The organism is Bradyrhizobium canariense, assembly GCF_018130465.1.
Lineage (GTDB): Bacteria > Pseudomonadota > Alphaproteobacteria > Rhizobiales > Xanthobacteraceae > Bradyrhizobium > Bradyrhizobium canariense_C.
In genome coordinates this window covers 179,184-205,763 of sequence record NZ_JAFCKJ010000003.1, presented here as the reverse complement: position 1 = coordinate 205,763, position 26,580 = coordinate 179,184, and the positions used below count along the sequence as shown (strand labels likewise).

The 26,580-nt window shown below is 64.5% G+C and carries 11 protein-coding genes and 1 tRNA gene; 2 read left to right on the top strand and 10 right to left on the bottom strand.

From position 1 onward, the window contains the following. The first annotated feature begins 571 nt into the window (after window positions 1-571). Entirely contained in the window at window positions 572-12,685 is a 12,114-nt protein-coding gene (locus JQ591_RS09730; protein WP_211395792.1) for a VCBS domain-containing protein, read from the top strand. A 659-nt stretch (window positions 12,686-13,344) separates the two neighbouring features. Further along, complete coding sequence (locus JQ591_RS09725) at window positions 13,345-13,542, top strand: hypothetical protein (protein WP_211395791.1); 198 nt, start codon at window positions 13,345-13,347, stop codon at window positions 13,540-13,542. 1,036 nt (window positions 13,543-14,578) lie between these two features. Here the strand turns inward: JQ591_RS09725 and JQ591_RS09720 are convergent. The 10 genes from JQ591_RS09720 to JQ591_RS09675 form a co-directional block, all read right to left on the bottom strand. Then, window positions 14,579-14,668 (bottom strand) — tRNA-Ser (locus JQ591_RS09720). 292 nt (window positions 14,669-14,960) lie between these two features. Then, window positions 14,961-15,287 carry a hypothetical protein gene (locus tag JQ591_RS09715; protein WP_211395790.1) on the bottom strand — a complete coding sequence of 109 codons (327 nt, stop codon included), beginning with the start codon at window positions 15,285-15,287 and terminating at the stop codon, window positions 14,961-14,963. 234 nt (window positions 15,288-15,521) lie between these two features. Further along, window positions 15,522-17,372, bottom strand: a complete 1,851-nt coding sequence (gene ilvD / locus JQ591_RS09710) for a dihydroxy-acid dehydratase (protein ID WP_211395789.1) — start codon at window positions 17,370-17,372, stop codon at window positions 15,522-15,524. A 162-nt stretch (window positions 17,373-17,534) separates the two neighbouring features. Next, the gene (locus JQ591_RS09705; RefSeq protein ID WP_249136727.1) at window positions 17,535-18,458 is read right to left on the bottom strand and encodes an ABC transporter permease; all 924 of its coding nucleotides are present in this window, start codon (window positions 18,456-18,458) and stop codon (window positions 17,535-17,537) included. Continuing rightward, window positions 18,455-19,384: an ABC transporter permease gene (locus tag JQ591_RS09700; protein WP_211395788.1), complete on the bottom strand. Its 930-nt coding sequence runs from the start codon at window positions 19,382-19,384 to the stop codon at window positions 18,455-18,457. Before JQ591_RS09700 ends, JQ591_RS09705 begins: the two co-directional genes overlap by 4 nt. After that, the gene (locus JQ591_RS09695) at window positions 19,384-20,376 is read right to left on the bottom strand and encodes an ABC transporter ATP-binding protein (protein WP_211395787.1); all 993 of its coding nucleotides are present in this window, start codon (window positions 20,374-20,376) and stop codon (window positions 19,384-19,386) included. The genes JQ591_RS09700 and JQ591_RS09695 overlap by 1 nt, the downstream gene beginning before the upstream one ends. After that, a complete protein-coding gene (locus tag JQ591_RS09690; RefSeq protein WP_211395786.1) occupies window positions 20,373-21,356 on the bottom strand; it encodes an ABC transporter ATP-binding protein in 984 nt (327 codons plus the stop codon). The genes JQ591_RS09695 and JQ591_RS09690 overlap by 4 nt, the downstream gene beginning before the upstream one ends. Window positions 21,357-21,359: 3 nt before the next feature. Beyond that, window positions 21,360-22,997 carry an ABC transporter substrate-binding protein gene (locus tag JQ591_RS09685; RefSeq protein WP_211395785.1) on the bottom strand — a complete coding sequence of 546 codons (1,638 nt, stop codon included), beginning with the start codon at window positions 22,995-22,997 and terminating at the stop codon, window positions 21,360-21,362. A gap of 29 nt (window positions 22,998-23,026) precedes the next feature. Continuing rightward, the gene (locus JQ591_RS09680) at window positions 23,027-23,842 is read right to left on the bottom strand and encodes a sugar phosphate isomerase/epimerase family protein (protein ID WP_211395784.1); all 816 of its coding nucleotides are present in this window, start codon (window positions 23,840-23,842) and stop codon (window positions 23,027-23,029) included. A gap of 561 nt (window positions 23,843-24,403) precedes the next feature. After that, window positions 24,404-26,437 (bottom strand): NAD(+) synthase, encoded by a 2,034-nt coding sequence (locus tag JQ591_RS09675; RefSeq protein WP_211395783.1) that lies wholly within the window; start codon window positions 26,435-26,437, stop codon window positions 24,404-24,406. Window positions 26,438-26,580 lie beyond the last annotated feature (143 nt).

Genomic DNA, 26,580 nt, shown 5'->3' with positions numbered 1-26,580 from the left:
CAACGAAGTCGCTGATGAGCTGGCCGAGCGCGTCACGGGTCGCGCCGAGATCACGTCGGCCTCGCACGCCTTCATCCGAGCGAACCGAGGTGACTGAACCGCAGCCTAGGCACAGTGAAGGTGCTTACGCTGAACGCCATCCCTCCGCAGTCGCGATATTCTATAGCAGCCTCCCGAGAGGATGATCACCACGTCGGAACGTCCAAACGTCTGATATCCGTAATTCTACGGAACGAGAGTGACGTGTCTTCACGCCGGACGCTTTCGTGGCAAGCCAATGCGTTCTACCGACGACAACCAATTTCTGTTTCGCAATTGCGATGCAGCAATTAATCGTACTTCATCACGATGAATCCGATTGCGACCAACTTCGCACATGCTTCTCGTGCTTGGCGCTTGACGCGAATGTTCCGCTGCTCATACAAGCGTCGAGTACCTATTTTATAACTATCCAGTTGCGTCGCGAATTAAGTCTGGGGGAAGCCCCGATCAATCATTTCTGGTCGCTACGGCCTGTCGGCACAGCCTGCCAATAATCAGTCGACCAAGCTCTTTTTGGGGGGGATTTTTCATGCCTAATTCACCGGCCGTCATTGGTGCGCCCACGGTTCAAGTTGTTGTCGAGGATACCAGCCTGCAGACGCTCACCGCACAGGGGGCGATCTCAATTACGGATACCAATGCAGGCCAGGCCTTCTTCAAGACCTCGGTCCTCGCATCAAGCGGAGATCTCGGTTCGCTCTCCATCGCCGCGAACGGCTCCTACGTCTACTCCGTCGCCGACAGCAAGGTACAGTATCTCGGCGCCGGCGAGACCAAGGTGGACACTTTCACCGTCACCTCCCTGGACGGCACCACCAAGCAGGTCGCCTTCACGATCATCGGCGTCAACGATACTGCCGTGATCGGCGTGCCGACCGTCGTCGACGTCACCGAAGACGCCGCCAGCCCGACGCTGAAGGCCACCGGCTCCATCTCGATCACCGACGCCGACCAGAGCCAAGCCGCCTTCAAGACCGTCGTCTCCTCCGCTCCCGGAAATCTCGGCACCCTGGTGCTGCAGAGCAACGGCAGCTACACCTATTCCGTGGCCAACAGCGCGGTTCAGTATCTCGGCGCCGGCCAGGTCAAGACCGACACGTTCACCGTGACGTCCCTCGACGGCACCACCAAGCAGATTTCCTTCAACGTGCACGGCACCAACGACGCCGCCGTGATCGGTACCCCGACCCAGCGCGACGTCACCGAGGACGCATCCAGCCCGACGCTGTCGGCAACGGGATCCATCTCGATCACCGACGCCGACCAGGGCCAGGCGTTCTTCAAGGCTTCTGTCAATGCAGCCTCCGGCAATCTCGGCAGCCTCATGCTCGCCGCCAACGGCACCTACACCTATTCCGTCGCCAATTCGGCCACCCAATATCTCGGAGCCGGCGACACCAAGGTGGATACCTTCACGGTCACCTCGTTGGACGGAACGACCAAGCAGGTTTCCTTCACCATCCACGGCATCAACGACGCCGCCGTCATCGGCGTACCGACGGTCCACGACGTCACCGAGGATGCCACCAATCCGGTGATCTACGCGACCGGAACCGTCTCGATCAACGACGCCGACCAGGGAGAATCCGCCTTCCAGCCGACGATACAGGCCGGGAGCGGCAACCTTGGCGTGCTCATCATGGGCAGCAACGGCGCCTATGTCTACGCGGTGCTCGATAGTGCCGTGCAGTATCTCGGCATGGGCAACACCAAGGTCGACACCTTCACCCTGACGGCGCTTGACGGCACGCAAAAGCAGGTCACTTTCACCATCCACGGCACCAACGACGCCGCCGCCATCGGTGCCCCCGTCGTCCACGACGTCACCGAAGACGTCGGCGTTTCCATCACGGGCAATTTGACCGCGGCGGGTACCCTCTCGGTCAGCGACGCAGACCAGAACCAGTCCTCGTTCCAGACCGTTGTCACTGCGGCATCCGGTACGCTCGGGCATCTGAGCATCGCCGCAAATGGCGCCTATTCCTACACGGTCGCGAACAGCGCCGTGCAGTATCTCGGCGCCAATGACTCCAAGACTGAAACCTTCACCGTCACCTCCCTTGACGGCACGCAAAAGCAGGTCGCCTTCACCATCCACGGCACCAACGACGCCGCTGTGATCGGCACGCCAGACCAGCATGACGTGACGAAGAATGCCTCGCCGGTCACCCTGACCGCCATCGGCGTGCTCTCGATCACTGACGCCGACCAAAACCAGTCCTCGTTCCAGACGGCCGTGGGTTCGGCCGCAGGCAACCTCGGGCACCTCACCATCGCGGCGAGTGGCGCCTACAGCTATTCGGTCGCCAACTCGGCCACCCAGTACTTGGGCACTGCCGACATCAAGACCGACACCTTCACCGTGACCTCTCTCGATGGCACCCAGAAGCAGGTCACCTTCACCATCCACGGCGGCAGCGGAGCGAACACGCCGGCGACAATCGGCAATCCGAGCAACGCCGTCGTGACCGAGGACGTCGGCGGGGCCACGCTGACGGCTACCGGCACCATCCTGGTCACAGATCCGGACGCCGGCCAGGCCGCCTTCCAGACCGGTGTAACGCCGGGATCGGGCAACCTCGGCAACCTCGTCCTGCAGAGCGGCGGCAGCTACACCTATTCGGTCGCCGACAGCGCGGTTCAGTACCTCGGCCTGGGCCAAAGCAAGGTCGATACCTTCACCGTCTCCTCGATCGACGGCACCCAGAAGGTCGTCTCCTTCACCATCCAAGGCGCCAACGACACCGCGGTCATCAGCGACCCGGTCGTCCACGCGGTGACGGAGGATGCCGGCGGTGCGACACTCACCGCCACCGGCCAATTGACCGCCACGGATCCCGACGCGGGCCAGTCCTCGTTCCAGGCCGGCACGCTGACGGGCGCGGGCAACCTCGGCACGCTGTCTCTCGCCGCCGACGGTACCTACACCTATTCCGTTGCAAACTCGGCGACTCAGTCGCTGGGCGCCGGCCAGATACACACTGACACTTTCACGATCCACTCGCTGGACGGCACCCCGAAAACGGTCACCTTCGACGTCATCGGTGCCAATGACGCCGCCGTCATCAGCGATCCGATCCAGCACGATGTGACCGAAGACGGAGCCGCGACCTTGTCCGTGTCGGGCCAGATCACCGCCACCGATCCCGACCAGGGCCAGTCGCAGTTCAACACCACGACGGTCCCGACGCCGGGCAATCTCGGGCATCTGACGATCACCTCCGACGGCCATTACACCTACACCGTCGATAATGCGCTGGTGCAGAGCCTCGCCGCGGGAGAGGTGAGGATCGAGACCTTCACGGTCTCCTCGATCGACGGCACGCAGAAGCCGGTTTCCTTCACCATCCACGGCACCCAGGATGCGCCGGTCCTGACCGCAAGCAACGTGTCCGGCGCCGACGACGGCCTGATCCCGCTTTCGATCTCGGCCCACATGGTCGACGACAGCGGCGCCCTCAGCGCAGTCAGCATCACCGGGATTCCGTCCACCTACGCGCTCAACCACGGCACCCCGTTCGAAGACGGTCACTGGGAAGTGGCGGCATCCGATCTCGGCACGCTGGCCCTAGTCCCCGGCGAGCAAGCGCACGCCGACACCCTGGTTCTGCAGTTGTCGGTCGCCTCGATCGAAGGCGGACAACAGTCCGTTACCGCGACGACCGTGACGATCGACGTCACGGCGGGTCTTCACGACACCAGCAATCGCGCGGTCGACGGCTACATCGCCGGCGCCTTCGTGTTTGCCGATACCAACAATAACGGCACCTTTGACGCCGGCGAGGCCTCGGCGGTCACCAATGCCGACGGCAGCTTCACGCTGCACAACCCCTCCGGCACCCTGATCATGACAGGCGGCACGGACGTTTCCACGGGGTTGGCCTTCACCGGAACGCTCAAGGCGCCGGAAGGCTCCACCGTCGTCACCCCGCTGACCACCCTCATCACCTCGCTGGCGGTCGGCGACGTGACGGCGGCCGATGCCACCCTTCTGGTCGCAGCCGCATTCCACCTGGACGGCGTCGAGCTCACGACCTTCGACCCGGTCCCGTTCGCCATCGGCGGCGACGCGACTGCGACTGCCGTGCTTTCGGCCGGCGTCCAGGTCCAGAGCACGGTCGCACAGATTTCCGCCGTGGGCGGCTCCCAGGATGCCGTGTTCGGCGCGATCGCCGACGCCATCACCGCAGCCGGCAACAACCCGGTGGATCTAAGTGACACCGCCACCGGCGGCGCCCTGGAGACGATTGCGACCGCCTCCGGCGTCAGCCAGGACGCGCTGTCAACGGTGGTATCCGTCGTCTCCGCCTCGAATACCGTCATCCAGAATGCCGCCGACGTCACCGCCATCGCGCAGGCCGGCCAGGTCGCGCAAGGCGATGCGGCGACCTCGCTGGGCGCCATCACCGACTTCAACGATACCGCCCAGACGGGCGCGGTGACCGCCGTCTATGTCGATGACCTTCAGGCCCAAGTCGATGCCGCCCAGGTCGCCGCCCCCGGCATCGCCGTGCTCGGCACGTCGGGCAACGACGTCCTGACGGGCACGGCCGCCATCGACACCATCGACGGTCTCGAAGGCAACGACCAGATCTCGGGCGGCGACGGCGCCGACCTGCTGTTCGGTGGTGCTGGCAACGACAAGATCGCCGGAAATGCCGGCAACGACAAGATCGACGGCGGCACCGGCTTTGACCGCGCGACCTACACCGAGGCGACCGGCGGCATTACCGTCAACATGGCCGCCGGAACGGCTTCCGGCGCTGGCGTCGACAGCGACACGCTGGTCAATGTCGAAGGCATCATCGGCTCCGATTTCGCCGACACCTATGATGCGACCGGCTTTGCCGGCGTCACCGGCGTAGCCGGTGCGGTCGTCGGTTACAACGAATTCGAAGGCGGAAAAGGCGACGACCAGATCACCGGCCTTCTCAATGGACCGGGCCAGGCCCTGACCCGCGTCAGCTATCTCCACGCCACCGACAGCGTTACGGTGGATATCCAGGCCCACTCAGCGCATGCAACCAACGGAACCGTTGCGGAAGATCTCGCTTCCATCGGCCAGGATAGCTTCACCAACGTGTCCGGGGTTATTGGCTCTGCCTTCAACGACACCCTGCGCGGCAGCAACAATGGAACGGGGACATTCGAGAGCTATGAGGGACGCGCCGGCAATGATCTGATCGACGGCCGGGGCGGCTACGACATCGCCGTCTATTCGAACGATGCGGCGACCACGGCCGGCATCACCGTCAATTTGGCCGCCGGCACCGTCGTCGGCGATTCCACGGTGGGCACCGATACGCTCGTAGCAGTGGAAGCCGTTCGCGGAACCAATTTCAACGACGTGTTCGACGCGACGGGCTTCGGCGCCGGGGGCGCGAACATCGGCTCGCTGGGCACCTTCAACGACTTCCAGGGAGCCGGCGGCGACGACACCATCATCGGCAACGGCGCCACGCGTCTCAACTACACCAACGCGGCCGGCGCCGTGACCGTCGATCTTCAAGGAACGACGGTATCGACCAATCCGCTTCTGGTCGCCGGCACCGCTACGGCCCTTGGCGAAGGAATCGACAGGTTTACGGGCGTGAATGCGGTTCAGGGATCCTCTTTCGGCGACACGCTGCTGGGAAGCAATCTCAACAATACCTTCACCGGCCTCGGCGGAGACGACTACATCGATGGCCGTGGCGGCTTCGACGTGGCCAGCTACAACAGCCTGACCACGGCGACCACCGGCGTCAACGTGAATATGGCCTTGGGAACGGCGACAGGCATTAGCGACGGTTCGATCGGTCACGATACGCTGCGCTCGATCGAAGGCGTTCAAGGCACATTCTTTGCCGACAAATTCGACGCCACGGGATATGGCCAGGCGGGCGCGGCCAACATCGGCAACAACGGCAACTTCAACCAGTTCGAAGGCCTTGCCGGTGACGACCTCATCACCGGCAACGGCAACACCCGCGTCATCTACGGCAACGCGTCGGCCGCGGTCACGGTCGACCTCTCGCTCGGAACCGCCCACGGCACGGCCGCGGGAGATGCCGCGGCGATCGGCACCGACACCATCACCGGCGGCGTCAACAGCATCACGGGATCGGGCTTCGGCGACACGCTGATCGGCGACGGCAACAGCAACACCTTCACCGGCGGCGGCGGCAGCGACGCCATCGAGGGCGGCGACAAGGGCGACATCGCGATCTTCTCGGGAACGCGGGCCCAGTACACCATCACCGTCAACGGCAATCAGGTCACCGTCCAGGACAACAACGTCACAGCCCGCGACGGCACCGACACCCTCACCAACGTCGAGATCCTGCAGTTCACCAACGTCAACGTGCTGGTCGCCTCCGGCACCCAGGCAAATCCCGTCGATCTTTCCGACCCCCTCCTGTTCTTCAATGGAACGGGCGCTGCGCTGTCGTCCCTCGTGACGTCTTCAGCCAACGACTACGTCAAGATCAACCAGGCCCTTTCGGGACATCTGATCGACCTCGGGGCGGGAACGGACGACACCGTCACCCTCGGCATAACCGGCGGCTACAACCTCAACCTCGCCAATGTCGAGCATCTGGTCGGCACCGGGGGCGACGACTTCGTCGGCTTCCTCTCCAACGTCAACGGCCTGACCATCGACATGGGCGGCGGCAATGACAATGTCGTGCTCGTCAACGGCTCCAACTCGCTCAGCGTGACCGGCACCGAGATACTCACCGGCAACGACTTCACGGTCGGCGGCTTCGCCTCCAACGACACGCTGACGCTGCAGAACACTGTCAGCGGCCTCTCCGTCAATCTCGGCAACGGCAACAACACGCTCAACCTCGCCGCGGGCGCCAACTCGTTCACCAACATCTTCAGCATCGCCACCATCAACGGCACCGCGTCCGACGACACGCTCACGGTCGCCAACGGGATCGGGACCCCCGGACTGTCGATCGACCTCGGAATCGGCAACGATACGCTCGCTGTCGGATCGACCTTCCTCAACGGCGCGCTCCACGGCGTCGAGCACCTCGTCGGCAGCACCGGCAACGATTTCTACTCGCTGACCAACGACCAGACCGGCCTCACCGTCGACCTCGGCGCCGGCAACAATTCCCTGCAGATCGCCGCAGGCGCCAACACGCTCTCCGTGACCAACGTCCAGAGCATCGGAACCAGCGACTACAACGGTATCGGAGGCACTCCGGCGTCCGACGACACCCTGACCCTTCTCAGCAACGTCACCGGCGTCACGATCAACCTGCAGCAGGGCGACAACACCCTCAAACTGGCGGCCGGCACCAACTCGGTCACGACCTACCGCGTCCAGCACATCAACGGCAGCGCTTCCGACGACACCCTGACCATGCTCAACGACCCGGGTCCGGTCACGATCGACCTCGGCGGCGGAAGCGACATCCTGAACCTCACCCAGTTCACCGGCGCCGTCAGCGTCGCCAACATCGAACATGTCAACGGCAGCGCCTTTACCGACTTCATCACCGACGCCGGCGTCCTCGGCACCACGACCATCACCGGTGGCGGCGGCGCGGACATCATCACCGCAGGCGCTGCGACCGACGTCATCCGCTACACCGACGCTTCGGACTCCTCGCAGATCACCGGCCTGGATACCGTCAACAATTTCGACGCAACCCAGGACCAGTTCCTGCTCGACGGCGTCGTCGGTACGGCGGGGGCGATCCACTTCATGGCTTCCGGCGCACTCGACGGCTCTCCGTCAACGCCCCATGCCGAAGCCATCCTCGTCGATGTCGGCGGTCAGAAGCAGCTCCAGATCGACGTCAACGGCGACGGCGTGATCGGCGCGGGCGACATCACGGTCGTCATGAACGGCCTTGCCGGCACCCTGAGCGACGCCAACTTCGCGGTCGTCACGCCGAACCACGCTCCGACCGATATCGCGCTTGGTCCGATCGTCCCGGCGCTTGTCCCGGAAAACAGCGCGCCGGGTTCTGTGGTCGGCGTGCTCTCTGACATGGATCCTGACGCCGGCGACACCGCGAGCTACATGCTGACCGATGACGCCGGAGGTTTGTTTGCGATCTCGAACGGCGCCGTCGTCACCACCGCCCTGCTCGACTTCGAGCAGGCAGCTACCCATCAGATCACGGTCCAGGTCACGGACCATGCCGGCGCCACCTTCAGCAAGAACTTCCAGATCAACGTCACCAACGTCAACGAGGCGCCGACCGACGTCACGATGTCGAACGCTTCGGTGGCAGAGAACAGCGCCGCCAACACCGTCGTCGGCTTCCTCACCGCCGTCGATCCGGACGCGGGAAGCACGGCGACCTACACCCTGATCGACGATGCCGGCGGGCTGTTCAGCCTGGTCGCCAACCAGGTCGTCACCACGGCTCCCCTCGACTTCGAGCAGGCGGCCTCCCACCAGATCACGGTGCGCGCCACCGACGGTGGCGGGCTCACAGTCGACAAGATCTTCACCATCGCCACCGCCAACGTCAACGAGGCCCCGACGGCGGTCCTGCTGTCGAATTCCTCGGTCGCCGAGAACAGCGCGGCAAACACTGTCGTCGGCGCTCTTTCCGCGCTCGACCCCGACGCCAACGACACCGCGACCTTCACGCTGACCAACGACGCCGGCGGCCTGTTCACGATCTCGAACGGCAACCTGGTCACCACCGCGCCCCTGAACTTCGAGCAGGCGACGTCCCATTCCGTCACGGTGCACGCCACCGATGTCGGCGGGCTCACCCACGACACGACCTTCGCGATCGCGACCAGCAACGTCAACGAAGCCCCGACCGACATCTCGCTGTCGAACACGGTCATTCAGCAAGGGACGGCCAACGGTACCGTTGTCGGCGCCCTCTCCGCGCTCGATCCGGACACGGGAGACACCTTCACCTACACGCTCGCCGACAACGCCGGCGGACAGTTCGCCGTCAGCGGCGGCAACATCGTCGTTGCAGGCTCGCTGACCACGGGAACCGAGCAGATCACGGTCGTCGCCACCGACGCCGGCGGCCTGTCGTTCCAGAAGACCATCGGGATCACCGTCAACGGCGGCGCCCTCGTGGTCGGCACCGCCGGCCCCGACACGCTACCCGGCACCACCAGCGACGACACCATCCAGGGCCTCGCCGGCAACGACAAGCTGCAGGGCCTTGCCGGCAACGACATCATCGACGGCGGCACGGGATTCGATCGCGCGATCTACACCGATGCAACCTCCGCCATCACCGTCAATTTGGCGGCCGGCACCGTAACCGGCGGATCCGGCACGGACACCCTGCTCGGCATCGAGTCCATCGTCGGCAGCAGCTTCAACGACATCATCAATGCCGCGGGGTTTGCCGGCGATTCCGGCATTGCCGGCAATCCGATCGGCCTCAACGAGATCGAAGGCGGCGGCGGCAACGACACCATCACCAGCGCCGTGAACAGCCAAGGCGCCCTGCTCACCCGGGTCTCCTACATCAGCGCGACGGCCGGCGTCACCGTTGACCTGGCCGCACACACCGCGTCTGCCAGCGACGGCTCGGTCGGCACCGACAACCTCGTCGGCGCCGGGTTCGCCACGGTGATCGGTTCGCAGTTCGCAGACACGCTGCTCGGCACCGCCAACGCCGGCGGCACCGTCGAGATCTTTGACGGCCGTGCCGGCAACGACACGATCAATGGTCGCGGCGGCTTTGATCGCGCCGACTACGCCCTCGACCCCGCGACCAATTCGGGCATCACCGTGAATCTCCTTGCTGGCACCGTCGTCGGCGACCGGCAAGGGACCGGCGATGTTACGATCGGCACCGACACCTTGATCTCCGTCGAATCCGTGCGCGGCACCAACTTCGCCGATAGCTTCAATGCGGCCGGCTTCAACGGCGGCGGCGTCAACCCAGGCTCCAACGGCACCTTCAACGAATTCAACGGAATGGGCGGCAACGATACCATCACAGGTAACGGAAATACCCGCCTCGCATTCGTCAACGCGACCGGCGCCGTGACCGTGGATATCGCGGCCGGCACCGACTCCGGCGACGCGTCGACCGGCAACGACACCTTCTCGAACGTCAACGCCATCCAGGCCTCGATGTTCAACGACACCCTGCTCGGAAGCAACAACGCCACCGGGACCACGGAAACCTTCGCGGGCCTGGGCGGCGACGACCTCATCGACGGCCGCGGCGGGTTCGACCTCGCGACCTATAACAACATCTACTTCTCCACCGGACCGGTGACCGTCAACATGGGCGCCGGCACCGCCACCGGCGACGCCTCGATCGGCACCGACACGCTCCGCTCGATCGAGGCCGTCCAGGGCACCAACTTCAACGACGTGTTCGACGCATCGACGTTCGGCACCGGCGCCGCCCTCAACCTCGGCAACAACGGCACCTTCAGCCAGTTCGAGGGCATCGGCGGCAACGACACCATCACCGGCAACGGCAACACCCGGATCATCTATTCAAGCGCCGCTGCCGGCGTGACCATTCACATGGCCGCGGGCTCAGCCACCGGCGACGGCTCGGTCGGAACCGACAGCTTCACCGGCGTCAACAGCGCGACCGGAAGCCAGCTCGCCGACACCTACGACGCCTCAGGCTTCGTGGGCGGCGTCGGAGCCTTCAACACCGGCTCCTTCAATCTATTCGAAGGTATCGGCGGCAACGACTCCATCACCGGCAACGGCAACACGCGCATCGCCTACACCCAGGCCGCGTCCGCCGTCTCGGTCGACCTGTCGGGCGCAACTGGAAACGCCCACAGCATCGCGGCTTCGGACGGCGCCGCGATCGGCATCGACACCATCCTCGGCGGGGTCAACTCGGTGCAGGGGTCCAACTTCAACGACGTCATCACCGGCGGCACCGGCAACGAATTCTTCTTCGGCGGTGCCGGCGCCGACACGCTCAATGGTGGCGGTGGCAACGACACGCTCACCGGCCAGGGCGGTAACGACGGCCTTGACGGCGGGACGGGCACCGACATGGCGTCCTTCACCGGCGCACGGGCCGGTTACGCCGTCAATTTCAACACGCCGGGAGCAGGACAGATCCAGGTTGTCGACTCCCAGGGCGCCGCGCGCGACGGCACCGACACCCTCTCCAACATCGAGGTGCTGCAGTTCAACGACGCCACCGTTCTCCTGACCGCCGGAACGGCCTTGAACCCGGTGGACATCTCGGCCTTCAACCTCGGCGCAGGCGGGATCATCGGAACGGCCGCCGACGACTTCCTGGTGGTCGGAGGCAACGTGTTCGGCCATCAGATCGACCTCGGAGCCGGCCTCAACGACACCGTAAGCCTCGCTTCCCAGAACTTCTACCAGTTGAACCTTCTGAACGTAGAACACGTCACGGGGTCCACCGGAAATGACAATGTCAACCTGGTCAGCAATGCCGCAGGCCTCACGGTGGACCTTGGCGACGGCACCGACAACATGACGCTGGCTGGAGGCGTCAACTCGCTGAGCGTGGCGAACGTCGAAATCCTTACCACCAACGACTTCTCCGGGCTCGCCGTCAACGACACCCTGGCGCTGCAGAACAATGCCAGCGGCGGCATGAACGTCAACCTGGCCCAGGGTGACAACACCCTGAACCTCGCCGCCGGCAGCAACACGTTCGTCGACCTCTTCAACATCCAGCACATCAACGGCACGGCGTCCAACGATGTACTGACAGTGACCGACGGCATATTCACGCTCGGCAACAACGCGATCGTCGACCTCGCCGGCGGCGACAACACGCTGAATTTCGGCGGCGGCGGCTTCACCATGACCGCGCTGAACATCCAGCACGTCGTCGGCAATAGTCTCGACAACTTCGTGACCTTCAACAACAACCTTACCGGAGTCTCGATCGACCTCGGCACCGGTACCGACCACGTCAACCTCGCAGGCGGATTCAACTCGGTATCGCTCACGGGCGTCGACAGCGTCAGCGGCAGCGACTTCTCGGGTCCCGCCTCCGACGACACCTTGATGCTTCTCACCGACGTCACCGGGCTGACGATCGACCTCGGACCGGGCATCAACACCGTCACCCTGGCCGCGGGAACGAACTCGCTGGACGGCCTGTTCAACATCAACCAGATCAACGGCTCGTCGACCGGCGATGTCCTGACGCTGACCCAGCAGACGTTCAGCACCATCGACATGGGCGACGGCATCGACACCGTCAACTTTGTCGGCACCGCCGGAACGGTCACCGTAGTCAACGCCGAGACCGTCAACGGCAGCATCGGCAACGACTTCATCACCATCGGCAACACCGCGGGAACAACGACGGTAACCGGCGGAACGGGCGCGGACAACATCACGGCAAGCGCTGCGGCTGACAACTTCAACTTCAACAGCGCCGCCGAGTCGCAGACCGGCAACGGCGACACCGTCGTCAACTTCAACGCCTCAAGCGACACCTTCACGTTCACGAACATGACGGGTCTGAACGGATTCACCGGACCGGTTCATTTCGTGGACACGGCGGCATTCGACGGATCGGCCGGATCGCCGCACTCCGAGGCGAGAGTCGACGGAACAGGAACCAACGCGATGCTGCAGATTGACGTGAACGGCGATGGGCAGTTCGGCGCCGGCGACATGGAGATCAGTCTCGTCAACTACGCGGGGACGTTGACCGACAGCAACTTCCTACTCCATTGACGCGGCTCGATCCTTTCCCTCCGCCGTCTTGCTCAAGGGGGGAAGGGCCATCCCCAGTGGGTACAAAGCCCCCGCGCAGATCGCGCCCGACTAGGACTTCATTCGAGCTGCAACGGGCACTTTAAAACGGTCGAACTGAATTCCCCGCGCGACCGCGTCGTCACTACGGTGCGACCGAACCAGGGAGAACATTGTCGAACTGCCAAAGAAGCCGTTCATTGACGGGCTACCAAAATAGGCGCGGCGCCAGACTTTGCGACCACACCTGTCCACACCCACGACGCGCAGTAGCTCGCACTCTCCCGGACCTACTAGGAATCGATAATTTGCGAGGTCCTTACGATGCCGCTTTGATGCCGGCATGCGTGCTCACCGTCGATACACAAAATGGGCCGGTCACTATCCGCCCCGCAGCCCCGTGGAATGGTTGGCTGATGGCCATGTCTCCTGCAGCATCCAGTGCCTGAACGGCCGTTGCGATCGCAGGGTCGACGTGCGGCTTGACACACTCCCGCAAGATCAGCCCTGGTCGCGCGTCGGCTTGCGCCTGGTCTGCTCGGCGTGCGGCGCCGCAGGATCTGTGCATATCGTCCCGAACTGGCATGACAGTCGCGGGCAACTCAGGCCAAGCATGGGCGCTTGAGGTTTTGATCCCAGCGATGAAGCACGTCACCGAACGCCCTTTTGCCGATCCACAAGCCGCAGCCCGCAAGCTGAACGAGCTCGCCGCCAGCATCGAGCCGGTCCAGGATGGCCGCATCCACATTGAGAAGATCAACTACCCTTTCCTCTTCACGCTCGAGGGAAGCGGCACGGAGTTCCGCGCCGGCATCAGGCGCGCTGTCGAGAAGGGCTAGCTGGAGCTGCACGAGAGCGGTACCTACGTGCGACTGCTGACAACTGATGATCTGCTCGGTCAATAGATCAGCGTGAAGGAGAACCACGCCGCGAGTGACGCGCAGAGACAAATTCCGAGATAAGGCAATGCAAGGCGCATCGGGCTTCTCCCTCCGAAACGCAAATATGAATCACCATCTCATGCTGGGGCGACGACCACCAGGAATCAGAGGTTGCAATCGGGCCCCTGCGGCAAACTGTCGATGAGGACGAGGCCGAATGCGCGGACAGCAATTCCAAACCGGGCGGCGCGTTCCCATCCTGGAACGCAATGCACGATAGACACATTTCGGTTCCGCCGAACTCAACGCTTGCAATCGAGAAAAAGTAGGCGCTAAATTTTGTTACCGGGGCTGGCTGCATATTTTACTTGGTTGATTTTACCCGGGCTTGTTTTGACGGTGCGCGGGCCGCAGCGATTTAACCTCCCGCTGCGGCCCATTTCCGTCGAGCGGCCAGCAGCTTGCTGATAACGCCTTGGTGAACGAAACCGTTTACTGCCTTGCGCGAAGCGCTCCCGAAATAGTCCGGGTCCAACCTTCGGTCACTAACGAGGGGATTTGAAGATGATCACGCTTAAGGCAATTGCGCTTGTTGTTGGTGCCGGATTTATCTTCGCTGCGTATTCGGGTGATCTAGGCGCTGACGTGGTTCTTGCGATCGTGGCTTGCCTCTCATAACGGTAAGGCCCGCCAGCGTAGTCCGGCGGGCCCGTTCTTCATCTGCTCTCGTGATCGGACATCGCGATCAACCGCACGAAGGCGGCCCGGCCGTCCCCGGCCTTGTCGAGCCGGTCGCGGTCGACATCGAGTGCCTTCAGTCTGCCTGTCATGTGTTCCCCTCCGTGAAAACCATCCTCCGAACCCACGGGCGAAATCTACGGTCACGGCTCGAATTGAGGAGAACACTTGCGAACACGCAAGTATAGCACTCCGGAGCAGACCTTTGATTTTGCTGTGAATTCCGAACAGATGCGAACAATGGAGAACAGCATACTGGCGGAAGGGGTGGGATTCGAACCCACGGTACCCTTGCGGGCACGCCGGTTTTCAAGACCGGTGCCTTAAACCACTCGGCCACCCTTCCAAGTCCGGAATGGCTGTCGCTTAACGCAGTCGACGGTCCAAGGCAACGCGAAGTTGGCGCCCGACCCGAAACCGCTCCGCCGCATACGATCTGTCAGGCGAGCGTCAGCCTGTTCCCTTAGCCTGTACACCTCAGCAATCCCGAATACTGGCGACATCTCCCAGGGCGTCGCCGGTTGCGAGGCCCGGTTTGGATTCGCCTCCGTTTCCGGGCCTCGTTTGCTGCCAGCCCAAAAGAAAACGCGGCGCCCCCGACGGAGCGCCGCGCGAAGTCCGTTCTTAGCTGCGTTGGCTCAGTAGCCGCCGCAGGACGCGCAGCCCATCTGCACCGGGGCGTAATAGGAATAACCCGGCTGGACCATCTCGACGCGCTGACGCGTGGCGTATTGGGGCGGGATGCGCTCGTACTGGACGCTCGGGGGCGCCACCATCACGGTCTGCGGCACCATCACGGTGCGGTACTGCGCCGGTGCGCGATGCGCCACGACGGAGCCGGGCGAAACCATCACGGTCTCGTCGACGGTGCGGTATTGCGGCTGCACGTATTGCTGCTGGTAGCAGGTCGTGCACGGCGGCGGTGCGTAGCAATTGTAGCAGCCGGCGGAAGCCGCGCCGGTCATCGAAATCGCAGCGACGACCGTTGAGAAAACGACAGCAAGAGTGCGAGACATTATTGTGGTGCCCCAGTTGCCCGAAATGGATTTGCGAAGGTCGCAACAGTATACGCCGCAAAACCTTGCTTTGCCGAAGTTCGTCGGGGCATCCTTAACGCGAACGGCCGGCTTGCGCCGGCCGTTCAGAACCTGTTGACCATGTGCGATGCGCGACGTTTGCGACACGCGCGCAAGACGCTGTTACTTCGAGCGGCGCTTCACCTCGCGCACCGCGCCGCGCGCGGCGCTGGTGGTGAGCGCGGCGTAGGCCTGGAGCGCGGTCGAGACGTTGCGCTTGCGCCCCGTCGCCTGCCAGGCGGCATCGCCCTTCGCCTCTTCCGCGGCGCGGCGCTGGGCCAGCTCCTCGTCGGAGACCTCGAGGCTGATGCTACGGTTCGGGATGTCGATGGCGATGCGATCGCCGGTCCGGACCAGACCGATGTTGCCGCCTTCGGCCGCTTCCGGCGACAGATGACCGATCGACAGGCCAGACGAGCCGCCCGAGAAGCGACCGTCGGTGACGAGCGCGCAGGCTTTGCCGAGGCCCATCGATTTCAGATAGCTGGTCGGATACAGCATCTCCTGCATGCCCGGGCCGCCGCGCGGGCCTTCATAGATGATGACGACGATCTCGCCGGCCACGACCTTGCCGCCCAAAATGCCTTCCACCGCCGCGTCCTGGCTTTCGAACACGCGGGCGGGGCCTGCGAATTTCAGGATCGAGGCGTCGACGCCGGCGGTCTTCACGATGCAGCCGTCCTGCGCGAGATTGCCGTAGAGCACGGCGAGGCCGCCGTCCTTGCTGAAGGCGTGCTCGAGGTTGCGGACCACACCCTTCTCGCGGTCGGTATCGAGCTCCTCGTAGCGGCGCTCCTGGCTGAACGCGACCTGGGTCGGGATGCCACCGGGCGAAGCGCGGAAGAAGGTGCGGACAGACTCGCTCTTGGAGCGCTTGATGTCCCAGCGTTCCAGCGCGTCGCTCATGGTCGGCGCGTGCACGGTCGAGACCGACGTGTCGATCAGGCCGGCGCGATCGAGCTCGCCCAGGATGCCCATGATGCCGCCGGCGCGATGCACGTCCTCGACATGCACGTCGGCGACCGACGGCGCGACCTTGCACAGCACGGGCACGCGGCGCGACAGCCGGTCGATGTCCTGCATGGTGAACTCGACCTGCCCTTCATGGGCGGCGGCGAGCAGATGCAGCACCGTGTTGGTCGAGCCGCCCATCGCGATATCCAGCGTCATCGCGTTCTCGAACGCCTTGAAGTTGGCGACGTTGCGCGGCAGCACGGAGGCGTCGTCCTGTTCGTAATAGCGGCGCACGATATCGACGATGGTGTGGCCGGCCTCGACGAACAGTCGCTTGCGATCGGCATGGGTCGCGACCACCGTGCCGTTGCCGGGGAGCGCAAGTCCAAGTGCTTCAGTGAGGCAGTTCATCGAATTGGCCGTGAACATGCCCGAGCACGAGCCGCAGGTCGGGCACGCCGAGCGCTCGATCACCTTGACGTCCTCGTCGCTGACCTTGGAGTCGGCGGCTGCGACCATGGCATCGATCAGGTCGACCGCCTTGGTCTTGCCCTGCAGCGTGACCTTGCCGGCCTCCATCGGTCCGCCCGAGACGAACACGGCGGGGATGTTGAGCCGTAGCGCGGCCATCAGCATGCCGGGCGTGATCTTGTCGCAATTCGAGATGCAGACCATGCCGTCGGCGCAATGCGCGTTGACCATATATTCGACGCTGTCGGCGATCAGCTCGCGCGACGGCAGGCTGTAGAGCATGCCGTCATGGCCCATCGCGATACCGTCGTCGACCGCGATGGTGTTGAACTCCTTGGCGACGCCGCCGGCCTGCTCGATCTCGCGGGCGACGAGCTGGCCGAGGTCCTTCAGATGGACGTGGCCGGGCACGAACTGGGTGAAGGAATTGACCACCGCGATGATCGGCTTGCCGAAATCGCCGTCCTTCATCCCGGTCGCGCGCCAGAGGCCGCGGGCGCCGGCCATGTTGCGGCCGTGGGTGGTGGTGCGGGAGCGATAGGCTGGCATGGCGGTTTCCGTCCTCGGGTTTGACTGGCCGGGCGGCAAAATTCGGAAGCCGGCTCAGGCCTTTCCGGCCGGATAGCGCACGGGGGGAACGCGCGCAACGGGAACTTGGGCCGGAAGCGGCCGGATCGGCCTTTCGCAGGCCTCCCCTGCTCCGGGCGCGGTCTATTGCAGGGTCGGATCGAGCCGGTCGCGCAGCCAGTCGCCGATCACGGAGACCGCCAGCGTGGTCACCACGATGGTGGTGGCCGGCGCCAGCATGATCCAGGGTGCCCGGGTCAGGTACTCGCGGCCATAGCCGACCATGTTGCCGAGGCTGGTCATCGGCGGCTGCACGCCGAGGCCGAGGAAAGACAGGCCGGATTCCATCAGGATCACCTCGGGAAAGACCAGCGTGGTCGAGACGATCAGGGTCGAGGCGATGTTGGGCAGGATATGCCGGAGGTAAATTCGCGCCGGCGTCGCGCCGAGCTGGCGGACCGCGGCCGCGTAGCCTTGCGCATTGGCCGAGATGGCAAGGCCCCGCGCGATGCGGGCGTAGCGCTCCCAGCCGAAAAATCCCATCAGGCCGATCAGGAGCGGCAGCGAATTGCCGAAGAAGGCGAGCACCGCGAGCGCCATGATCAGGAAGGGCATGCTGGCTTGGAAGTCGGACAGCATCAGGACAAGCTGCTCGACGGGCCCGCGGAAATGCGCGGCGAGGAAGCCGAGCGTGGTGCCGACGATGGCTGAAATGGCCGTCGCGCCGAAGGCGATCAGGAGCGAGATGCGGATCGAGACGAGCAGCCGCGACAGCACGTCGCGGCCGAGCTCGTCGGTGCCGAGCCAGTGCGCGACATTGCCGGGCGCCGCCAGCCGGTTGCGCAGGTCGAGCTGGGTATAGCCGTAGGGGGCGATCTTCTCGGCGAAGGCCGCGATCATCAGCATCGCGACGATCCAGCCGATCGCGAGCACGACCGACACCGGGATCGCCGGGAGGCTGACGCGGCGGCGGACGTTAGATTCTAGTTTTAACGCGTTTTCTTTACGCGAACCGGAATCCGCTTCGCTTGAAAACGCTTTGGTGTCCTTCAGCGTCGCGTCGGTCATGCATGCGCTCCTTTGGCGCGCAGGCGCGGGTCGAGGAAGCCGTAGAGGAAGTCGACGATCAGGTTGGATGTCACCATGGTCAGCGCGACCAGCAGAAGAATGCATTGCACGACGGCGAGGTCGCGGTTGGCGACGGCGACGACGAGCAGGCGCCCTACCCCGGGCCACGAAAACACACTCTCGACGACCACTGCGCCCGCGATCAGCGTGCCCACCATGAAGCCCAGTATGGTGACTGTCGGGATCGCCGCGTTCGGCAGCGCATGCGACGTCACGACTTTTCGCCACGGCACGCCCTTCGCCGAGGCGGTGCGGATATAGGGCTGGCCGAGCACCTCCAGCATCGCGCTGCGGGTGAAGCGCGCCAGCACCGCGGCGCCGCCAAGGCTGAGTGTCGCGATCGGCAGGATGGCGTGACGCCAGCTGTCCTGCCCGCCCGACGGCAGCCAGCCGAGCTGCACGGCGAAGACGAGGACAAGGATCAGCGCAAGCACAAAGCTCGGCACGGTGAAGCCGGCGACCGCCGTCACCATCACCGCGCGATCGATTCCCGAGCCCCGGTGCAGCGCCGCGTAGATGCCGGCGGGAATGCCGAGCGCGACCTTGAATGCGAAGGCCGGCAGCGTCAGCGCCAGGGTTGCCGGAATCCGTTCCAGCACCAGCTCGATCGCAGGCCGCCCGTCACGCATGGAACGGCCGAGTTCGCCTTTGGCGATGGCGCCAAAATAATCGAGATACTGAAACCAGATGGGATCATCGAGGCCCCACGCCTTGCGGAACGCGGCGAGGACTTCCGGCGGCGCTTCCGGTCCCAAAATCATCAGCGCGGGATCGCCCGAGAGACGCAGCACCACGAAGGCGAAGGTGACGACGAGCACGATCGTCAGGGCTGCGCGTCCGATGCGAATGGCGAAATAGCGTCCCATCAGGCCGCGTCCCGCGTCTCGGCCTGCGGCCCGGTCACGAGGTGGCAGGCGACTTGCCTGTTGCCGCCGACGTGCGACAGCGCCGGCACCTCGCTTGCACAACGCGCGACCGCGCGCGGGCAGCGCGGATGGAAGGCGCAGCCTTGGGGACGGGCTGCCGGGTTCGGCGGATCGCCTGCCAGCACGATGCGGCCTGCGCTGCGGCGACCCGGCGCGGGCGATGCAGAAACCAGTGCCTGGGTATACGGGTGCTCCGGCCGCGCGAACAGATCATCGGCGCTCCCGATCTCGACTATGCGGCCGAGATACATCACGGCCACCACATTGCTGATCTGCCGGACCACCCGCAAATCGTGGCTGATGAACAGCAAGGTCAGCGCAAGCTGCGCCTGGAGGTCGGCGAGCAAATTCACCACCTGCGCCTGGATCGAGACGTCGAGCGCGCTGACCGGCTCGTCGCAGACGAGGAAATCCGGCTTTGTCGCCAGCGCTCGCGCCAGCACGATGCGCTGGCGCTGTCCGCCGGAGAGCGCGCCCGGATAGCGCACACCATGTGCGGGTGTCAGTTCGACCGCGCGCAGCAATTCGCGGACACGCTCCTCGCGCTCGAGGGGCGTACCGAGGCCGTGAATGTCCAGGGGCTCGCGGATTTGAGCGGCGACCGGCAACCGCCGGTCCAGCGCCCCCAGCGGATCCTGAAAGATCATCTGCATGTGCGCGCGTTGCGCACGCCATGCGGGCGTTCCGGGCGTGGCCATCGGCTTGCCGTCGAACCGTACTTCGCCGTGGTCCGGCGGCTCGAGGCCAAGCACGATGCGGCCGGTGGTCGACTTTCCCGAGCCGGATTCGCCGACGAGGCCCAGCGTCTCTCCCTTGCGCATCGTCAGCGACACGCGATCGACCGCATGAACGGCGGTGCTTCGGCCGAACATCCCGGAGCGCATGCTATAACTGCGCGAGATCGAGGACACTTCGACGAGAGGACCGCTCATTCGGCAGCGATCCCGAGCAGCGCGCGACGCGAAGCCTCGGCGCGGACGCAGGCGACAGCGCGATCCTCCGCGATCGGCGCGAGGGTTGGGGCCATACGGCCGCACGGCTCTTCTGCCAGCGCGCAACGCGGCGCGAACGCGCAGCCGCTGGGCATCCTCGCGGAATCGGGGACCGTTCCGGGAATGGCGGTCAGGCGGCGCCTCGGCCCGTCGAGCGGCGGCAGCGCGCCGATCAGACCCTGCGCATAGGGATGGACGGGATCGGCGAAGAGCTGGTTCGCCGGCGCCTCCTCGACAATGCGGCCGGCATACATCACGGCCACGCGGTCGCAGTTTTCCGCGACCACGCCGAGATCGTGGCTGATCAGGACCATCGCCATGCTCATCTCGCGACGGATGGTCGAGAGCAGTTCCAGGATCTGCGCCTGAATGGTAGCGTCCAGCGCCGTGGTCGGTTCATCCGCGATCAGCAGGTCGGGATTTCCGGCGAGCGCCATCGCGATCATGATGCGCTGGACCTGGCCGCCGGAAAATTCGTGCGGATAGGCGGAGAGCCGGCGCGCCGCGTCGGGGATGCCGACGAGATCAAGCAGCCGCCGCGCTTCGGCTTTCACCGCGTCGCCCGAGAGATGGCGATGCAGCGCCAAGGCCTCGCAGAGCTGCCTGCGGATGGTCAGCACGGGATTCAGTGCGCTCGCAGGATCCTGGAAGATCATGGCGACGCGCCCGCCCCTGATACGGTCGAGTTCGGCGGCCGGCGCACCAAGGAGCTCGCGACCGTCGAGACGAACGGAGCCCGAGACGCGGGCATTCCGCGGCAAGAGGCCGAGTGCCGCAAGCCACGTCACCGACTTGCCCGACCCGGACTCGCCGACGAGGCCGAGGGCCTCGCCCTTCCGCAAGGCGAGATCGACACCGCGCACGACCGGCACGCCGTGGAAGGCGACGCCGAGGTCCTTGATGGTGATCAGCGGCGCCACCGATCAAGCCTCGAAATTGCCGGCGCGGAAATCCATCGCGAAGGCCGGCGACGCCTTCCACTTGATCGACTTCGGCTTGGCCGTGAAGGTCGCGTTCTGGTGCAGCACCGTATAGGCCGGGTCTTCGCGCTCGGCGATCTCCAGCATGCGGCGGAACGCCTTCTTGCGGGCGGCGCGGTCGATCGAGGTTTCCAGGAACTCCGAGAGCGTGTTCAGCTCGGCATTGGTCCACTCGCCGATCTGCTGCTGCTGGCCGTTCGGGCCGTGCTGGGCAACCAGCGACGACACCGGATCGTTGAAGGCGGCCGAGTTCGACCAGTCGCGCACCGCGCGGGTCGGCGCACGCTCCATGATCTGCGACCAGTTCTCCTTGGTTTCGATCTGGACGTTGAGGCCGACCGACTTCCACATCTCGACCAGCACCTGCGCGGTCGCGACCTGGTTGGTGTAGTAATTGTTGAGCAGGCGATAGGGAATGGGATCGCCCTTGTAGTTGGCCTGCTTCAGCAGGTCCTGCGCAAGCTTGGGATCGTAGGCCGGCACGTTCCAGTCGGCATTGAACATGTCGCCGTAGAACTCCCACTGCAGGCCCTTCGGGACGCGGGTGCGGCCGGCCCACAGGCTGTCGACGATCGCCTGGCGGTCGATCGCGTGGGTGAAGGCGCGCCTTACCAGCGGATTGGCGAGCTGGGCGTGGTTCTTGTCGAATACGGTCAGGCGATGATTGAGGATGGTGCCGCCCTGCACTTCGAAGGCTGAATTCTTCTCGATGCCGGCGATCTGGTCTGGCGGGATGTCGCAGGCGAACTGGTATTCGCCCGACAACAGGCCGTTGATGCGGCTCGCGACCTCCGGGACTTCGAGGAAGCGAATGCGCTTGAGCGGTGGACGGCCGCCCCAATATTCGTCATGCGCTTCGAGCGTCAGCGACACGTCGGGCTTGAGTTCGACGACCTTGTAGGGGCCGGTGGTCACAGGCTTGCGCGCCCAGTCGAGATAGCTCGCGGATTCAGCCCAGGCGCGACGGTTCGCGATGTCGGAGCCGTAGCGCGACAGCCGGCCCTCGATCGTGACGTCGGGCGTCGCGTTGTAGAAGCGCACCGTGTACTTGTCGACGGCATCGACGCGGACGAGATCCGGCCAGATCCGGCGCGCGACCGCGGGAACGTCCGGCGGCAACTCCTTGCCCGGCCGCGGCGTCGGGATCTTCTCGAAAGCCTGGATGGTGCTGCGGCTCTTGGCTTCGGTGTCGCCGAACATGCGCTCGCGGCTGAAGGTGAAGACGACGTCTTCAGCAGTGAGTTCGTCGCCATTGTGGAATTTGACGCCCTGGCGCAGCTTCACCTCGACGGTCTGGTCGTCGATGCGGCGCCACTCGGTGGCAAGCCCCGGCACAGCTTCAAGGCTGCCACGCCAGTTCTTCGAGATCAGGCCTTCCCAGATCGAGGAGAAGAACACCCGCTCGCCGACATTGGACTGCTCGCGCAGCACGTCGAGCACGTTCGCATTGGTCACCTTCTGGACGGCAATCGTCACCGAAGGACGGTTGTCGGACTGCGCGATGGCAAAGCGCGGCAGAAGCAGTGTGCTTGCGGCAACGCCGCCGGATTTCAGGATGGTGCGACGGGTAAGCTTGCTCATGACGGGAACCCCTGCCCTGGATGATGCGGTTATTCGGCGAGACCAAGCGCGGCGAGATGGGCTGCACCGGCGCGGACGTTGTCGTGGTTGCGAAGTTCGAGGATCAGCCGGGGATTGGACGTCAGCCGGCCCAGCGCGCGGAACACGGCGACCCACGGGATATTGCCTTCGCCCGGGGCCCAGTGCCGGTCGGCAAAGCCGTCGGTGTCCTGCAGGTGGACGTGCGTCAGCATGTCGCCGGCGGTTTCGACATAGTAGTCGACCGGCGGCGCGCCGGTGGAGATGTGAGCGTAGTTGGCGTGGCCAGCGTCGAGGGAGACGCGCACCTTGCTGCTTTCGAGCGCCTTGGCGAGACGCACGCGATCGCGCGGATCCTTGTCCTCGATGTTCTCGATGACGATCTCGCAGCCGATGGTTTCAGCGCGCACAATCACCTCGGCGAGTGTCGCCTTGACGCGTTCGACGAGATTGCCGCGATTATCGGGATAGAGGTCGAGATTGTTGTGGTCCCAGGTCGTGAACGGCGAGTGGATCACCATCTGCGTCGCGCCGAGGAATTCGGCGGCATCCAACCCCTGAAGCAGGCGCCTGGTCACCGCCTGACGGATCATGGGATCGTGGCTGTCGATCGTGAAGCCCCAAAACGGGCCGTGAATGCCGAGCCGACCGGTATGGCCCGAAAGCATCTGCTTGATCTCGCCGGCCGTGCTCCGCCAATCGCTGTCGAGAAGATCCGCGCGAAAGAAATCCTGGATTTCGAGATCACGCTGCCGTTCGAGAAGCCAGTCGCGATGCGCAGGGATCGATTTGATGGACAATGCGGCGCCCAGTACCGGCTTCGACATGGCTTGCTCCTCGGCCGTCAACAATGACGGGAGCAGCGCTAGACCAATTCAATGACAGGCCGGTGAAAGGCAGGTTCCGAAGCGCTGACGAGATGTGGACATCCCAAGTGCGCTGCCAAGTGCGCGACCAAGCGCGCTACCAAGAGCGCTGCACATGAGCGCGTGCATCGAATTCAGGCAGCAACGATCGAAGCGAATGCGAACGAACGCATGAGCCTGCAGAATCAAGCACGTTCGTCTCCGTAGTGACCCGGAATGGAATCCTATTCCGATCTCGCGTACATCGCGGGACATCGATCGGCGGCCACTTCCAAGGGCATCACCCTCTGATCGCGCTACATGGGGTTGGGGGACCACATGGGGCGGGGGATTGAAGGCTGGGGCAAGGTGACGAGGTCCGGACTCCTAGGCACTCCGGACCTCGGTACTTTCTAGATTGAACGCAATTTCGCGCCGCCGGCTTTCTGAGCCGCGCGGCGCGAAGTCGTTTTGGGCACCTGCCCGATCAGCCCTTGCCCATCAGCCCTTGTCGGTCGGCCCTGGCCCATCAGCCCTTGCCGATCAGTTCGGCACATTCCGTTCGAGATCTTCCAGCCACGCCGCCGCGCTCGAATCCGACGGTGCGCGCCAGTCGCCGCGCGGCGACAACGAGCCGCCGGCCGAAACCTTGGGTCCGTTCGGCATCGCCGAGCGCTTGAACTGGCTGAAAGCGAAGAAGCGGCGCAGGAACACCTCCAGCCAGCGGCGGATCTCCTTGAGATCATAGGCCTTGCGCTTATCGGTCGGAAATGCCGGCGGCCATTCGCCCTTGGCGACGTCCTTCCAGGCCTGCAGCGCCATGAAGGCGATCTTGGACGGCCGCATGCCGAACCGCAGGGTGTAGAACAGGTTGAAATCCTGCAGCTCGTAGGGACCGACCGAGGCTTCCGTGCTCTGCGGCTTCTCGCCCGGCTTGACTGGAACCAGCTCCGGCGAGATTTCGGCCGACAGGATCGATCCAAGCGTTTGGTTGACGTCGTCGCTGAACTGCTTCGAGGCGATCACCCAGCGGATCAGATGCTGGATCAGCGTCTTCGGCACCCCGGCGTTGACATTGTAATGCGCCATCTGGTCGCCGACGCCGTAGGTGCACCAGCCCAGTGCGAGCTCCGAGAGATCGCCGGTTCCGATGACGATGCCGCCGTGATGGTTGGCGAGCCGGAACAGATAGTCCGTACGCAGGCCCGCCTGCACATTCTCGAATGTGATGTCGTAGACCTTCTCGCCCTTGCCGAAGGGATGGCCGATGTCCTTCAGCATTTGCGTCGCCGTGGTGCGAATGTCGAGTTCCTGCCAGTTCGTCTGCAACGCCTTCATCAGCGCCAGCGCATTGGTCTTGCTCTCGCTGCCGGTGGCAAAGCCGGGCATGGTGTAGGCGAGAATGTTCTCGCGCGGCAGGCCGAGCAGATCGACCGCCTTGGCGGCGACGATCAGGGCGTGGGTGGAATCGAGCCCGCCCGATACGCCGATGACGACGCGCTTGGTGCCGGTTGCGCGCATGCGCTGGACGAGGCCCGCGACCTGAATGTTGTAGGCCTCGTAGCAGTCCTGCTCGAGCAGGCTCTCGTCGCTCGGCACGAACGGAAAGCGCTCGACCTTGCGCAGGAAGCCGATATCGGCAGTCGGCGGGTTCAGGACGAAAGTCACCTTGCGGAAGAAGGCCTCACGCTGGCGGCGATTGTCGTCGAACGTCCCCATCGAGGCGCGTTCCTGCCTGAGCAGGTCGAGATCGACGTCGGCCAGCGTGATCTGGCCGCCTTGGCGGAACCGCTCGCCTTCGGCCAGCAACACCCCGTTCTCGTAGATCGAGGTCTGGCCGTCCCAGGCAAGATCGGTCGTCGATTCCCCTGCCCCGGCCGCGGAATAGACGTAGGCCGCCAGGCAGCGCGCCGAAGTCGATTGGCACAAGAGGGCGCGCGAGCGGGCTCGGCCGATTGTGATCGGGCTGCCCGAAAGGTTGAACAGCACGCTCGCGCCGGCGAGCGCGAGCTCGGAGGCCGGGGTCACAGGGATCCACATGTCCTCGCAGATCTCGACGCCGATGGTCAGGCCCGGAACGTCCTCGGCTGCGAACAAGAGGTCGACGCCGAACGGGACATGCAGTCCGCCAAAGGCGACCATCTCTCCGACGATGCCGGCGCCGGAGGCGAAATGCCGTCCCTCGTAGAATTCGCGATAGGTCGGCAGGTAGCTCTTGGGCACGACGCCGAGAACTTTGCCGCGATGGATGACGACCGCGCAATTGTAGATGCGATTGCCAAAGCGCAGCGGCGCGCCAACGATCAGGACGGTCATCAGGGCCGAGGATGCCTCAACGATGGCCGCGAGCCCGCGCTCGACCGCATCGAGCAGCGGATCCTGCTTCACGAGATCTTCGATCGCATAGCCGGACAGGCACAGCTCGGGAAACACGGCAACCGCCACCGACTGCTCGTGGCAGTCCTTCGCCGCCGCCAGAACCGCTTTCGCATTGGCCGTGGGATCGGCCACATGAGAAGTGGTGACGCAGGCCGCCACGCGCGCAAATCCGTGGGCATAGATCGAGTGGAAACTCATCGAGCGCAGTACCTTTATCTGGCCGCGACCGGCCGCCGCCGGCTCCGGGCCCTGTTTAACCCATCGACATACCCCGGTGCAGGCCATTCAACGTCATGCATAACGGATTTGCAGCTTCGCTGCCCGGCCTTGCCCGGCCCCTT

What these genes read in the sequence shown, in the direction of transcription:
- JQ591_RS09715 (WP_211395790.1), bottom strand. Translation starts at nt 15,287, where the DNA reads ATGACCGGCGCGGCTTCCGCCGGCTGCTACAATTGCTACGCACCGCCG.
- JQ591_RS09705 (WP_249136727.1), bottom strand. Translation starts at nt 18,458, where the DNA reads ATGACCGACGCGACGCTGAAGGACACCAAAGCGTTTTCAAGCGAAGCG.
- JQ591_RS09680 (WP_211395784.1), bottom strand. Translation starts at nt 23,842, where the DNA reads ATGTCGAAGCCGGTACTGGGCGCCGCATTGTCCATCAAATCGATCCCT.
- JQ591_RS09695 (WP_211395787.1), bottom strand. Translation starts at nt 20,376, where the DNA reads ATGAGCGGTCCTCTCGTCGAAGTGTCCTCGATCTCGCGCAGTTATAGC.
- JQ591_RS09700 (WP_211395788.1), bottom strand. Translation starts at nt 19,384, where the DNA reads ATGGGACGCTATTTCGCCATTCGCATCGGACGCGCAGCCCTGACGATC.
- JQ591_RS09675 (WP_211395783.1), bottom strand. Translation starts at nt 26,437, where the DNA reads ATGAGTTTCCACTCGATCTATGCCCACGGATTTGCGCGCGTGGCGGCC.
- JQ591_RS09685 (WP_211395785.1), bottom strand. Translation starts at nt 22,997, where the DNA reads ATGAGCAAGCTTACCCGTCGCACCATCCTGAAATCCGGCGGCGTTGCC.
- JQ591_RS09725 (WP_211395791.1), top strand. Translation starts at nt 13,345, where the DNA reads ATGAAGCACGTCACCGAACGCCCTTTTGCCGATCCACAAGCCGCAGCC.
- ilvD (WP_211395789.1), bottom strand. Translation starts at nt 17,372, where the DNA reads ATGCCAGCCTATCGCTCCCGCACCACCACCCACGGCCGCAACATGGCC.
- JQ591_RS09730 (WP_211395792.1), top strand. Translation starts at nt 572, where the DNA reads ATGCCTAATTCACCGGCCGTCATTGGTGCGCCCACGGTTCAAGTTGTT.